Source organism: Pseudomonas sp. SCPG-7, assembly GCF_002156405.1.
Lineage (GTDB): Bacteria > Pseudomonadota > Gammaproteobacteria > Pseudomonadales > Pseudomonadaceae > Aquipseudomonas > Aquipseudomonas parakoreensis.
Genome location: NZ_MVOO01000005.1, coordinates 94,067 through 107,453, shown reverse-complemented (window position 1 = coordinate 107,453; position 13,387 = coordinate 94,067). Strand labels below are relative to the sequence as shown.

At 62.5% G+C, this 13,387-nt stretch carries 12 protein-coding genes; 8 read left to right on the top strand and 4 right to left on the bottom strand.

Annotated elements, in window-relative coordinates; all coding sequences use genetic code 11:
- The first annotated feature begins 70 nt into the window (after positions 1–70).
- Positions 71–784: a murein L,D-transpeptidase catalytic domain family protein gene (locus B1722_RS11975; RefSeq protein ID WP_041073402.1), complete on the top strand. Its 714-nt coding sequence runs from the start codon at positions 71–73 to the stop codon at positions 782–784.
- On the opposite strand, the gene B1722_RS11970 is transcribed toward B1722_RS11975, so the two are convergent.
- Entirely contained in the window at positions 732–2,120 is a 1,389-nt protein-coding gene (locus B1722_RS11970; RefSeq protein WP_041073404.1) for an MFS transporter, read from the bottom strand. The genes B1722_RS11975 and B1722_RS11970 overlap by 53 nt on opposite strands.
- 103 nt (positions 2,121–2,223) lie before the next feature.
- Between B1722_RS11970 and B1722_RS11965 the strand changes: the two genes are divergently transcribed.
- Positions 2,224–3,111, top strand: a complete 888-nt coding sequence (locus tag B1722_RS11965; protein ID WP_041073406.1) for a LysR family transcriptional regulator — start codon at positions 2,224–2,226, stop codon at positions 3,109–3,111.
- Here B1722_RS11965 and B1722_RS11960 read toward each other — a convergent pair.
- On the bottom strand, positions 3,108–3,728 hold the full coding sequence (locus B1722_RS11960) for a cell wall hydrolase (protein ID WP_041073408.1): 621 nt from the start codon (positions 3,726–3,728) through the stop codon (positions 3,108–3,110). The two genes, B1722_RS11965 and B1722_RS11960, sit on opposite strands and share 4 nt — an antisense overlap.
- 199 nt (positions 3,729–3,927) lie before the next feature.
- On the opposite strand from B1722_RS11960, the gene B1722_RS11955 reads away from it, so the two are divergent.
- The 3 genes from B1722_RS11955 (at position 3,928) to B1722_RS11945 (ending at position 6,975) form a co-directional block, all read left to right on the top strand.
- Positions 3,928–4,779 (top strand): CAP domain-containing protein, encoded by an 852-nt coding sequence (locus B1722_RS11955; protein WP_041073409.1) that lies wholly within the window; start codon positions 3,928–3,930, stop codon positions 4,777–4,779.
- Between the two features lie 262 nt (positions 4,780–5,041).
- Positions 5,042–6,040: a GTP 3',8-cyclase MoaA gene (gene moaA, locus B1722_RS11950; RefSeq protein ID WP_086792639.1), complete on the top strand. Its 999-nt coding sequence runs from the start codon at positions 5,042–5,044 to the stop codon at positions 6,038–6,040.
- A gap of 35 nt (positions 6,041–6,075) precedes the next feature.
- The gene (locus B1722_RS11945; protein WP_086792638.1) at positions 6,076–6,975 is read left to right on the top strand and encodes a bestrophin family protein; all 900 of its coding nucleotides are present in this window, start codon (positions 6,076–6,078) and stop codon (positions 6,973–6,975) included.
- Between the two features lie 177 nt (positions 6,976–7,152).
- Here the strand turns inward: B1722_RS11945 and glp are convergent, their stop codons facing one another.
- Together glp and moaB are read right to left on the bottom strand one after the other, a co-directional pair.
- Positions 7,153–8,358, bottom strand: a complete 1,206-nt coding sequence (gene glp / locus B1722_RS11940; RefSeq protein WP_086792636.1) for a gephyrin-like molybdotransferase Glp — start codon at positions 8,356–8,358, stop codon at positions 7,153–7,155.
- Complete coding sequence (gene moaB / locus B1722_RS11935; RefSeq protein ID WP_041073418.1) at positions 8,355–8,894, bottom strand: molybdenum cofactor biosynthesis protein B; 540 nt, start codon at positions 8,892–8,894, stop codon at positions 8,355–8,357. Before moaB ends, glp begins: the two co-directional genes overlap by 4 nt.
- A gap of 283 nt (positions 8,895–9,177) precedes the next feature.
- Between moaB and B1722_RS11930 the strand changes: the two genes are divergently transcribed.
- The 3 genes from B1722_RS11930 to B1722_RS11920 all read left to right on the top strand — a co-directional run bounded on the left by B1722_RS11930 (position 9,178) and on the right by B1722_RS11920 (position 13,371).
- Positions 9,178–10,071 (top strand): LysR family transcriptional regulator, encoded by an 894-nt coding sequence (locus B1722_RS11930; protein ID WP_041073420.1) that lies wholly within the window; start codon positions 9,178–9,180, stop codon positions 10,069–10,071.
- 65 nt (positions 10,072–10,136) lie between these two features.
- A complete protein-coding gene (chrA, locus tag B1722_RS11925) occupies positions 10,137–11,480 on the top strand; it encodes a chromate efflux transporter (RefSeq protein WP_086792633.1) in 1,344 nt (447 codons plus the stop codon).
- 526 nt (positions 11,481–12,006) lie between these two features.
- Entirely contained in the window at positions 12,007–13,371 is a 1,365-nt protein-coding gene (locus B1722_RS11920) for a glutamine synthetase family protein (RefSeq protein ID WP_086792631.1), read from the top strand.
- Positions 13,372–13,387 lie beyond the last annotated feature (16 nt).

Here is a 13,387-nt window from a genome sequence, read left to right as displayed (position 1 = left end):
GGTCTGTCGGGTATGACTGGGAGTCAGGAGCCAAAGTGCCAAATAAGTAGCCAGTGAGGACACTGTATAAATGTTGACGTTTTTGCGCCGACTTCTGCTGACCAGCGCGACCGTCGTCGCCGTGAGCAGCCCAGCTTTCGCCGCCGGCAAGCCATCGCCGGTTCTCTTCACCAGCCTCGCGCACGCCGCGCCGGAACTCAATCCCCAAGCGCTCAAAGGCGCCTTGAACGCCATGCAATGCGCGGTCAACAATGGCGCGCGACCCTCACGCCATCTGGCGATCATCGATTACTCGCAACCCTCCACCGCCCGCCGACTGTGGATCTTCGACCTGAGCAGGCAGAAACTGGTGCTGCGCGACCTGGTCGCCCATGGTTCGAATTCCGGGGAAAACTTCGCCACTCAGTTCTCCAATCGCGAAGGCAGTTACCAGTCCAGCCTCGGGCTGTTCCGCACCCAGGAAAGTTACGAGGGAACCCATGGTTATTCGCTGCGCATGGACGGTCTGGAGCCGGGCTTCAATGATCTGGCCCGCGACCGCGCCATCGTGATCCACGCCGCCGACTACGTGAATCCGCTGTGGAGCAAGCGCCAGGGCCGTATCGGTCGCAGCCAGGGTTGCCCGGCGGTGCGTCCGCAAGTGGCAAGGCAGGTGATCGACAAACTCAAGGACGGCCAGTTCATGTTCTCCTGGTACCCGGATCAGCGCTGGCTGAAGTCCTCGCCGTACCTCAACTGCCAGCCGCAACAGGTGGCGAGTATCTTGAGTAGCCACGCCAGCTGACGATCAGGGCCATGACCATCAGCGCCGCCGCAACCCCGAACGTACTGTGCAAGCCACTGCCGATGACGTCGGCCGGGGCTTGCGTCGGGTTGCCAGTAGCGAAGGCAAACACCGCGCCCATGACCGCCGCGCCGGTGATCAGTCCGAGATTGCGCGACAGCCCGAGCAAGGCCGACACCACGCCGCGCTGATCCTGACTGACCGTCGCCATCAACCCGGTATTGTTCGCCGCCTGAAACAACGCGTAACTGCTGGCAATCACCGCCATCGGCAACAGATACCCCGGCAGGCCGAGACGCATCGGCAACAACGCCAACAAGCTGCAACCCCCGACCATCCCGAGCAACGCCCCCGGCACCACACGCCGTGCACCGAAGCGATCCACCAGACGCCCGGCCGGCACCCCGCCGCACGCGGCCAGCAGCGGCCCGACTGACAACGCCAGGCCGACCACGGTGCTGCCCAGTCCCAGGCCTCGGCTCAGGTAAAACGGCCCGACCACCAGCGTGGTCATCATCACCGTCGTCACCAGCAATGTCAGCGCAAGGCTGCTGCTCAGACGCGCATCGCTGAAGAGAGACAAACGAATCAGCGGCGCTCTGGCTTTGATCTCGACCGCAATAAACAGCCCCGCCCCGCCTACGCTCGACAGCAGCAATACCAGGGTGAATCCATCCAGCGTCATCGCCAGCGCATAGGCCGCCAGCGTCAATACCAACACTGCGCTGCCGAGATAATCAAACGCAACACCCGCCCGCACCGGCCGATCCGCCGGCAGATAGCGATAAACCAGCCACGCGTTGAGCAGGCCCAAGGGCACGTTGAGGACAAAGATCGACGGCCAACCGACATGCGCGATCAACAGACCACCCAGTGACGGCCCGAGGCTGGTGCCGGTGGCCGACATCGTCGCGAGCAGGCCCATCGCACTGCCCGCCCGCGCTTTGGGCACCGCATCCGCCACCAGCGCCACGGTCAAGGCGAACATGATTGCCGCGCCCAGGCCTTGCACGGCCCGGGCGCCAATCAACCAGCCCAACCCCGGCGCCAGTGCGCAACACAACGACGCACTGGTAAAAATGCCAATGCCGATCAACAGCAATCGCCGCCGCCCGAACACATCGCCCAGACGTCCAACGCTGACAATCAACGTGGTGACCGCCAGCAGGTACGCCAGCACGATCCATTGCACCTGTTGAAACGTCGCATCGAACGCTGCGGCCAGGGTGGGTAATCCGGCGTTGGCGATGCTGGTGTCCAGTGACGGCATCAACATCGACAGCGCCAGGCTGGTCAGCGCCCAGCGGGCTTGAGGGGGCAAAGGGGATCCGGGCATCGGGCGCTCCTGGTGCAAAGGTCAGACGGCATAGCCTGAGTCTCGACAAGGCAAGGCGCAAGACGCATGCTTTGCACTTGATACCTGCATGGAACGCCATGTCATGAGCGCACCGGACCTTAACCTGTTGATCACCCTTGACGTACTGCTGCGCGAAGGCAGCGTCGCCCGCGCCGCGCAAATTCTGCAGCTGAGCCCGTCGGCCATGAGCCGTGCGCTGGCCCGGCTGCGCGAGACCACCGGCGATCCGTTGCTGGTGCGCGCCGGACGTGGCCTGGTTCCGACCCCGCGCGCGCTGGAGTTGCGTGAGCGAGTCAGCACGCTGGTGCAGGAAGCCGAGGCCGCTTTGCGCCCCGCCGAGATTCTCGACCCCGGCCAACTGCAGCGCACCTTCACCCTGCGCAACACCGACGGTTTTGTTGAAACCTTCGCCGCCGCCCTGCTCGCGCGCATCGCCGAAGAAGCACCCGGCGTGCGCCTGCGGTTTGTGCAGAAGGCCGACAAGGACAGCACCCTTCTACGCGAAGGCCGGGTGGATCTGGAGACCGGTGTGGTCGATGACAGCACCGACCCGGCGCTGCACAGCCGTATCCTGTTTCAGGATCACTGGATTGGTGTAGTCCGTGAGGGCCATCCGTTGAGTGCGGGCAAGATCAGCAGCAAACGCTTCGCCGGCGGCCAGCACATTCTCATCTCACGTCGCGGGCGCAGCAGCGGTCCGGTGGACGAAGCGTTGCTGGCTGCGGGTCTGACGCGGGATATCGTTACTTCATTCGGCGGATTTTCGGCGGCGCTGACGCTGGTCCGCGAATCAGACCTGATCGCCACGGTTCCGGAGCGTCACACCAGCAAGCTGCGCATGGGCCTGCACAGCTTCGCCCTGCCCTTCAGAATGCCGCCGATCAGCGTGTCGATGCTCTGGCACCCGCGCATGGACGCCGACCCGGCGCACCGCTGGTTGCGCAATTGTGTGCGGGAAGTCTGCGTCTAACGCGCATCGCCGCCGGCCGGTTTATAGAACAGGAATTTGCCGACCGCGGCGGTCTTTTTGTACTCCTTGGCCCAGCTCGGGTGCACGTTGCGATCATGAAAGTACAACGCGCCACGGGTACGATCCGGCAACTGGCGGTTGAGTGCCTTGCCGGCGATGTCCTTGGCCAGGGTGTATTCGGCGTCTTCCTTGACCTGATCGGCCTTGCCATCGCACCACCAGGAAAACTGGCAGCTCTTGGTTTCAGAACCTTGTTTGACCACGGCACACACGGTGTCGGGGAAGCCGTCATGACCCAGGCGGTTCATCACCACGTTGGCCACGGCCTGCATTTCCGCAGTGTCGCGACCCTTGGCTTCCCAGTAGATACTGCGTGCCAGGCAGGTGATCGGATCGTCCAGCGGCGCGGTGCCGGCGGGGTCCACGGCTTGTACTTCAGTAGGTGTGATCGCTTCGGATTTGGGTGCCGGCGCCGCGCTGACTTTGTCAGCGGCTTTCTCTTCCAGCACCTGGGCTTTTTCTTCGGCCTTGGCCTTGATCGGGGCCTGATCGGTGGCCATCACCACACCAGCCATCAGGGTTACTGCGAAACAGCCAGCCAACCATTTCAATCCCATGTCAGTTCTTCCGGCAGCGCCCGTTCCGGGCAAGGTGTTTCGTGGGGGAGACGCCCGGTTCCCGGGGCCTTCGGAGAGTGTAGACGGCAAAGGCCGGCGTAACGTTCCGCAGAAAAACCGGCTCGATGAAGAAAAAAGACATTGCATGGACCGGGGGCCTTTCGCGCATCATGAGCGCATTCCGCTCAAGGAGATTTCCATGCGTTTCATGCCATCCGTTTTGCGCTTTGCCGCGCTGTCCTTTGGGCTGGCCGTGGCCGCCTCGGCCATGGCTGCCGACGAGTCGCAACTGATCGAGTCGATCAATGCCTACCGCAGCCAACCGCAGCGTTGCGGCAGCCAGGCGTCCAATGAACTGCCACCGCTGTCGGCCGACCCACGACTGAGACTGCCGGCCACCGGCGCGGTAGATCTGCAACAGGCCATGGCCAGCGCCAGTTACCCGATGGTCAACGTGCAGGCGATCACCCTCAACGGCCCACGCGATGCGGCGTCGGCGATGAAGGCGATTCAGGAGAGCTTCTGTCAGGTGGTGCTGGATCCGCAGTTCGTCGATGTCGGCGTGAGCCGCGCCGATCGCGACTGGCGCATTGTGCTGGCACGTCCACTGCTGTCGGCAAAACTCGCGGATGCGCAGAGTGAAGGCCAGAAGTTGCTTGAACAACTCAACGCCGCCCGCGCCCAGCCACGTCAATGCGGCGGCCAGGCCTTTGCCGCCGCTGCGCCATTGGCCTGGAATGCGAGCCTGGGCAGCATCGCTCAGGATCACAGCCGCGACATGGCCAACAACAATTACTTCGACCACAAGGACCGTGACGGCCGCACCCCGGGCGACCGCGCCGAACTGGCCGGCTACAGTGGCCAGCTGGTCGGCGAAAACATCGCCGCCGGGCAAGACACTGTGCGCAAAGTCGTCGATGGCTGGCTCGCCAGCCCCGGCCACTGCGCCAACCTGATGAACCCACAATACAAGGAACTCGGCGCCGCCTACGCGACCGACCCGAAAAGCAGCGCCGGCATTTACTGGACCGCGATGTTCGGCGCGCCATAACCCTGATTGATGGAACATCAGCGATCACAGCTGACAGTGGATGTGCTCTGACACCGGTGGCGACTGCACGGACGCCTTCACGAGCACGCCCACTGTGGGCGTTCAAACCCGGATCGTCGTCCCGCTGAACAATCCACTCATCATCGAGCGCATCAATCAGCCATTCACTAATAGTGATTGGACGCTTGCCAACGTTGCCCCTAACCTGCGTGCACTCCATTCCTTCCGCTCAATGCGGCTTCTCTACTCCTGTAAGGCTGTCATGTCAGAGCGTGTCTTGATCGATGGTTACAACCGCCGTGTCGACTATCTGCGCATGTCGGTTACCGACCGCTGCGACTTCCGCTGCGTGTATTGCATGGCCGAGGACATGCAGTTTCTGCCGCGCCAGCAAGTGCTGACGCTGGAGGAGATCTATCAACTGGCACAGAGCTTCGTGGCGCTGGGCACGCGCAAGATTCGCCTGACGGGTGGCGAGCCGCTGGTCCGTCCGGGCGTCGTCAAACTGTGCGAACAGATCGCCGCCCTGCCCGGCCTGCGTGAGCTGTGCATGACCACCAACGGCTCGCAACTGGACAAACTCGCCGCGCCGCTGTTCGACGCCGGGGTCAGGCGCCTGAACATCAGTCTCGACAGCCTCGACCCGGATCGCTTCAAGCAAATGACCCGCACCGGTGATCTGGCGCAGGTGATCAAGGGCATCGATGCGGCGCACAAGGCCGGTTTCACCCGAACCAAACTCAACGCGGTGGTGATGCAGGGCCGCAACGATCAGGAGATCAACGATCTGGTGAGCTTCGCCATCGACCGCCAGCTCGACGTCTCCTTCATCGAGGAAATGCCGCTGGGGATCATCAGCGAACACAGTCGCGCCGAGTCGTTTTTCTCCAGCGCTCAGGTGCGCGAGAAAATCGCCGAGCGCTACACCCTGATCGATTCCGCCGAGTCGACCCAAGGCCCGTCGCGCTACTGGCGCGTGGCCGAAGCACCGGACATTCGCCTGGGCTTTATCTCGCCGCACAGCCACAATTTCTGTGGCACCTGCAACCGCGTGCGGCTAACCGTCGAAGGACGTTTGCTACTGTGTCTGGGTAACGAGCATTCGGTGGACCTCAAAGCCGTGTTGCGTGCTCATCCGGGGCAACCGCAGCGGCTGGAGAAGGCCATTATCGAGGCGATGAAACTCAAGCCGTACCGGCACAATTTCGAAGTGAACGACGACGTTCAGGTCGTGCGCTTCATGAACATGACCGGCGGTTGAGCCGCCCTCACCCTGCGTAACCGGGATCGCCCAGCATGATCGTCAGACCCAAGGTCAACCAGTTCGCCATTCTCTTCACCCTCAAGGGCTCGATCGCCAAACGCATCGCCCTGCGCACGCTGATGGTCACCTTGCTGGCCTCCGCCATCGTGCTGATGGAAATGCTCCACCCGAGCAACTTCACCAAGGTCAACGCCACGCCGTTCACCTTGCTCGGGCTGTCGCTGTCGATTTTCATGAGTTTTCGCAACAACGCCTGCTACGACCGCTGGTATGAAGCGCGCAAGGCCTGGGGCGATGTGCTGGTGCACATTCGTTCGGTGATCCGCGAAACCCAGGTCATCCGCGAATCGGTGCAACGCAAGCCGTTGCTGCTCAACCTCTGCGGTTTTGCCCACTCGCTGAATGCGCGGTTGCGCCGGGAAAGCGAAGCGGCGGCCAGCCGTGCGTGGATCACCCCGCCGCACGATGCACAGGTGCCGGACTACAGCGGGCGGATTTTGCAGCAGGTCGGCCAACAGTGCTCCGACCTGCACCAGAGCGGCGAACTGAGCGAGTGGCGCTACATGCTGCTGGCCAATCACCTGACAAGCCTGACCCAGGCGCAAGCGGTGTGCGAACGGATCAAGAACACCCCGCTGCCCTTCCCCTACACCCTGCTGCTGCACCGCACCATCTATCTGTTCTGCATCCTGTTGCCGTTCGCCATGGCCGAACCGCTGGGCTGGCTGACGCCGCTGTTTACCGCGATTGTCAGCTACACATTTTTTGGTCTGGACGCGATTGCCGATGAGCTGGAAGACCCGTTCGGTCGCGACGAAAACGACCTGGCGACCGACTCGCTGGTGCGCACCATTGAGCGCGATATTCTCAGCGAACTGGGTGAGACCGACCTGCCACCGATGTTGTTGCCGGTGGACTATGTGCTGAGCTGATTCTTCGTTTTCCAGACACCTCAAAAAGCTGTGGGAGCTGGCTTGCCAGCGATGGCGGCGGGTCAGTCACTCTGATGTTGGCTGACACGGCCTCATCGCTGGCAAGCCAGCTCCCACAGATTTTGATAGTGTTGATACGTTTTCATAAGCCTTACAAAAAAGATCGCAGCCTTCGCTTTAAAAGAGTTCGTTGAAGGGAATGAAGCGCAGCGGATTGCCGATGCGGTGGGTGCTATGTTCCGGCACTTCCACCAGCCCATCGGCCCAGGTCGCACCGAGCAAAACGCCGGAGCTTTGATTCGGGTACAGCACTGCATTTCCCGCTTCCAACCGCACCCGCAGGTACTCTCGACGGCTGCCGGCCTTGCTCCAGTCGAACCCGGCATTCACCGTAAAGCTCAACGGCATGACCTCTTCCACGCCCTGAATGCGCAGCAGATATGGCCGCGCCAGCAGGCCGAAGGTCACCAGCGCCGAGGTCGGATTGCCCGGCAGACCGATCACGGGCACGCTGCCGAAATGCCCCACGGTCAGCGGCTTGCCCGGTTTGATCGCCAGTTTCCACAGCAGCGGCTTGCCGTCCTCGCGCAACACCTGCCCGAGGCAATCGGCATCACCGACAGACACGCCACCCGTGGTCAGGATCAAGTCGGCCGCCACTTGCAGTTGTTCAAGCTTGAGCCGCGTCTGCGCCGGGCGATCCGGGAGGATTCCGGCGTCGATCACTTCGCAGCCCAGCTCGCGCAACCAATGACCGAGCAACACGCGGTTGCTGTTGTAGATGCTGCCGGGGCGCAGTGGCTGGCCCGGTTCGACCAGTTCGTCACCGGTCGACAGCAGCGCCACGCGCGGGCGCCGCACCACGTGCAACTGCGCCAACCCTTGCCCGGCGGCGACCGCCAGTTCGAACGGTCCGAGGCGTTTGCCGGCGCGCAGGAGAATGTCGCCGATGCGGTTTTCCTGGCCTTGTGCACGAATGTTCTGCCCCGCCTTCAGCGGCTGCAAGAAACGCACGCGGCCGTCGTCCAGCACTTCGACGTTCTCCTGCATCTCGACGCAAGTGGCACCCAGCGGTACCTGTGCGCCGGTAAAGATCCGCGCACAGGTGCCGGGCAACAAAGCGTCCGGCGCCTGGCCGGCGTAAACCTTTTGCGACACCTTCAACGGCTGGCGATGCAGATCGGCCAGGTTCAACGCGTAACCGTCCATGGCACTGTTCGGCCACGGCGGCAGGTCGAGCGTCGCCACCAGATCACTGGCGAGCACCCGCCCGCGCGCCTCGTCGAGCGGCAGCATTTCGCTGTCGGCCAATCGTTGCTCATTGGCCATGCCGAGCAGTTGGTCGAGGGCGTCTTCGACCGGCATCAACGCCGCCTTGCTCATCCGCGTGGCCCGCAGGCGTTCACTGATTTGAGGTGCGGCACGAAGTTGCACGGGCGATGGCGGTTGTCCAGTTGCTCGGCAAGAATGCCTTCCCACGCCGTGCGGCAGGCACCGGTCGAACCTGGCAGGCAGCACACCAGCGTGCCGTTGGACAGCCCTGCCAGCGCGCGGCTTTGCACGGTCGACGTGCCGATGTCGAGAATCGAAATGGCGCGGAACAACTCGCCAAACCCGTCGATCTGCTTGTCGAGCAGACAGGCCACCGCTTCCGGTGTGCTATCGCGCCCGGTGAAGCCAGTGCCGCCGGTAATCAGCACCACCTGAACGCTGTCGTCGGCAATCCAATGGGCGACCTGGGCGCGGATCTTGTACAGATCATCCTTGAGCAGATTGCGTTCGCTCAAAGTGTGACCGGCCTCCAGCAGACGGCTGACCAACAATTGCCCGGAGGTGTCGCTCGCATAATCGCGAGTATCGCTGACGGTCAGTACGGCAATGTTCAGGGGCACAAACAGGGCATCCGCTTTCGCACTCATGGAATCTCCGGCAATAGTCAATCAGATTGCCGAGCAGCCTAAGTGCCACTTGTGAGGACTGTCTAATCACTCTGACCTACCGCATTATCGATCTGCTCTATCGCTCCCGTTGACCTTGGCCAACGCCTTTGAAACCATGGGCGATAGAGCTGATCGATAGGCTTTTCAACGCTTCCGATTGGACGCGACCCGAGGCAAATGTGATTGTCGCGCCTCGCGTTTTCCATGCGCGGCGCGCCTCTGCGTCAACAGCCCATTCAAATTTCAACGAGCAGGTGCTTTCGTGGACATCAAACAACTCAAGTTCCTGATCGCGCTGGACGAAACCCGACACTTCGGCCAGGCCGCCGCCCGCTGCCACATTACCCAGCCGACCCTGTCGATGCGTCTGCGCAATCTGGAAGATGAGCTGGATCTGGTGCTGGTCAATCGCGGCCAGCGCTTTGAAGGGTTTACCGAGGCCGGCGAACGAGTGCTGGCCTGGGCCCGCACGCTGCTGGCCGCGCATGACGGCCTGTTTGCCGAAGCCGCAGCGTGCCGCGGGCAACTGGTCGGCAGCCTGCGCCTGGGCCTGGTGCCGTTGAGCAACTTCAACCCGATCAATTACATCCAGAGCTTGTCCGGCACGTATCCCGAGCTGAAATTCAGTCTGTCGTCGGGGAGTTCAGACGAGATCATCGCCGAGCTTGGCAACAATCAACTGGACCTGGGCGTGTGCTACCTCGACCACGTCAACCACAACTATTTCGATTTTTTCGAGATTGGCGAAACCCGCGTCGGGCTGCTTTACGACAACCGTCACTTCCATTTCGAAGGCTCTGACATCAGCTGGGAAGACGCCGCCGAACTGCCGTTGGGGATGATCACCACCGGCATGCATTACCGCAAATCCATCGACCTGAGTTTCCGCAGTCGCGGCCTCAATCCGCAGCCGATCCTGGAAAGCGATTCGACCTATCAGCTGTTGCAGGCCATTCATCAGGGCTTCTGTTGCTCGATCATGCCGCTGGACAGCGGGCTGGAAGAGCCGATCGAACACCTGTCGTTCATGCAATTGCCGGATGCCAGTGTGCTGGCACCGCTGGGGCTGGTGATGCGCAAGACCGAACCGCGTTCGGCGATCGCCGAGAAGTGCTTCGCCGAGGCACGCAAGTTGTTTGGAAAGGGTCAAGACTGACACCACACTTTAACAAAAAACTGCTTAGATAGCGGCTTCGACAACATCCACCGCAGGCGCCGCGCTTGAACACCTCACCCGAAGATTTGCCCAGACCCGCTCCCGTAACGCTGCGCCAGGCCTGGCGCTTCTGGCTCAAGCTCGGCTGCATCGGGTTCGGCGGCCCGGCCGGGCAGATCGCGATCATGCATCAGGAACTGGTCGAGCGCCGGCGCTGGATCTCCGAGCGACGGTTTCTGCATGCGCTGAACTACTGCATGTTGCTGCCCGGCCCCGAGGCCCAGCAGCTGGCGACCTACATTGGCTGGCTGTTGCATCGCACCTGGGGCGGGGTGATCGCCGGGGCACTGTTCGTATTGCCGTCACTGTTTATTCTGATTGCGCTGTCGTGGCTGTACATCGCCTTCGGCGACGTGCCGGTGGTCGCTGGAATCTTCTACGGGATCAAACCGGCGGTGACCGCGATTGTCTTGCACGCGGCGCACCGTATCGGCTCGCGGGCGTTGAAAAACAGTTGGTTGTGGGCGATCGCCGGGGCGTCATTCGTGGCGATTTTTGCCTTCAATCTGCCGTTCCCACTGATTGTGCTCGGCGCGGCACTGATCGGTTATCTCGGCGGGCGACTGGCGCCGCAGCGCTTCAACAACGGCGGCCAGCGCAGCAACGCCCAATCCTTCGGCCCGGCGTTGATCGATGACGACACGCCGACGCCTGAGCATGCGCGATTCAGCCTGCCAAAGCTGTGGCGCCTGCTGTTGATCGGCGCGGCGTTATGGTGTTTGCCGATGGGCCTGCTGACCGCGCTGTTCGGCTGGGACGGCACCTTCACGCAAATGGGCTGGTTCTTCACCAAAGCCGCACTGCTGACCTTCGGTGGCGCCTACGCGGTGTTGCCGTATGTCTATCAAGGCGCGGTCGGGCATTACGGCTGGCTGACGCCGACGCAGATGATCGATGGCCTCGCCCTCGGCGAAACCACACCCGACCCGCTGATCATGGTGGTGGCGTTTGTCGGTTTCATTGGCGGCTACGTGCAACCGGCATTCGGCGCGGAACATGCGTTCGCCGCCGGCGCATTGGCAGCGACGCTGGTGACCTGGTTCACCTTCCTGCCTTCGTTTCTGTTCATCCTCGCCGGCGGGCCGCTGGTGGAGTCGACCCACAACGAACTGAAGTTCACTGCACCGTTGACCGCGATCACCGCGGCGGTGGTCGGGGTGATCCTCAACCTGGCGTGTTTCTTCGCGTATCACGTGTTCTGGCCGAGCGGTTTCGCCGGGCATCCGGATCTGTTTTCGATCGGGCTGGCGCTGCTGGCGGCGTTGGCGCTGTTCATTTTCAAACGCGGGGTGATCGAAGTGTTGATCGTTTGCGCCCTTGCCGGGCTGGGCTTTCACCTGCTGCGCTGAACGTCGTCCAACGGTGCCGGGGCGCAATCAGCGGTTTACAGGCCCGCAGATTGCCCCTTACTATCCGGGCACACCGGTCGGCGGGTATGCCCCGCCACCGACGTTTTCCGCCAACGGAAACACGCGTTATGAGTACGTCACCACAACAACCAGAAAGGTTGAACGTCTCCGCTGTGTGCGCCCCCTGTCACAGGGGCCGTGCATGAATCGCATCGTCAATCTCCCCATGGCCCTGCGCCGTTCCAAGCTGCGTCACTCCGCACGCCCGCCGGATATCGCCTGCTGATTCCGACAGTCAGAAAATCCATTTGTGGCGAGGGAGCTTGCTCCCGCCGGACTGCGTAGCAGTCCCCTGCCCTTGAATCAAAAAGCGAGAGGCGCTTCGCGCCTCAGCGGGAGCAAGCTCCCTCGCCACAGGTTCTGTGTCACGTCTGACTGATCTCCATTTGATATCCCTGCCGGGACGCCTTCAATGCGCCCGGCCCGAATCTGCGCGCCTGTGCGGCGCCATCGTGAGTGATTGACCATGAAATTCGCAGCCATCGAAGACGCACACCTGTTCCTCGAACAGAACCCCGATATCGACATGATCGAGCTGTTCATCCTCGACGCCAACGGCGTGCCACGCGGCAAGTTGTTGCACCGTGAAGAACTGCTTGCCGTGTACCAGAGCGGTCGCCCGCTACCCAGCACCATCCTCGGCCTCACCGTGCAGGGCGAGGATGTGGAAAACTCCGGGCTGGTGTGGGACGTCGGCGACATCGACTGCCGCGCCTACCCGCTCGAAGGCAGTCTGGTGCGCCTGCCGTGGCGACAGATTCCCACCGCGGCGGTGCAGGTCAGCATGCACCCGACCGAGGGAATGCCAGCGAGCATCGCCGACCCGCGTCATCTGCTGATCAAGGTCATCGACGGCCTCAAGGCCGAGGGTTATCACCCGGTAATGGCGTGCGAACTGGAGTTCTATCTGCTCGACGCCAAACGCGATCACAACGGCCGTCCGCAACCGGCGCTGGATGCCGATGGCGGCCGACCGCGACACACTCAGGTCTACGGTTTGCGCGAACTGGAGCAGATCGAACCGTTCCTCGCCGACCTCTACAGCGCCTGCAAACTGCACGGCATTCCGGCGCGCACGGCGATCTCGGAATATGCGCCAGGACAGGTGGAAATCACCCTCGAACATGGCGACGCACTGGTCGCGATGGATCAGGCAGTGCGCTACAAACGTTTGGTCAAAGCGGTGGCGCACAAGCACGGCATGCAGGCGACGTTCATGGCCAAGCCGTTCGATGATCTGGCCGGCACCGGCATGCACATGCACGTCAGCCTCGCCGATGGCGAAGGACGCAACCTGTTCGCCGCCGAGGATCCGGCCGGCACCCCGCTGCTGCGCACGGCGATTGGCGGCATGCTCGCCTCGCTGCTCGATACGCTGCTGCTGTTCTGCCCCAACGCCAACTCCTACCGCCGCTTTCAGGCCAACAGCTATGCGCCTTTGGCGCCGACCTGGGGCGTCGACAACCGCACAGTCAGCCTGCGCGTACCGGGCGGCCCGGCCAACACCCGGCACATCGAACACCGCATCTGCGGCGCCGACGCCAACCCGTATCTGGCGGCGGCAGCGATCCTTGCCGGGATCCATCGCGGGATTCGTGAAAACCTCGATCCGGGTGCGCCGGTCGAGGGCAACGGCTACGCGCAAGCCAAGGAACTGCTGCCGACCGATTGGCTGACGTCGCTCCAGGCGCTGGAAAATTCTGCATGGGCGCGGGATGCCCTGGGCCAGGAATTTCTTGGCGTGTACCTGGCGGTGAAGCGTGCCGAATACCGGCAGTTCATGGCCGAGGTGGGTGAGCAGGATTGGCGTTGGTACCTGACCGAAGCCTGACATACACCCTGAATCC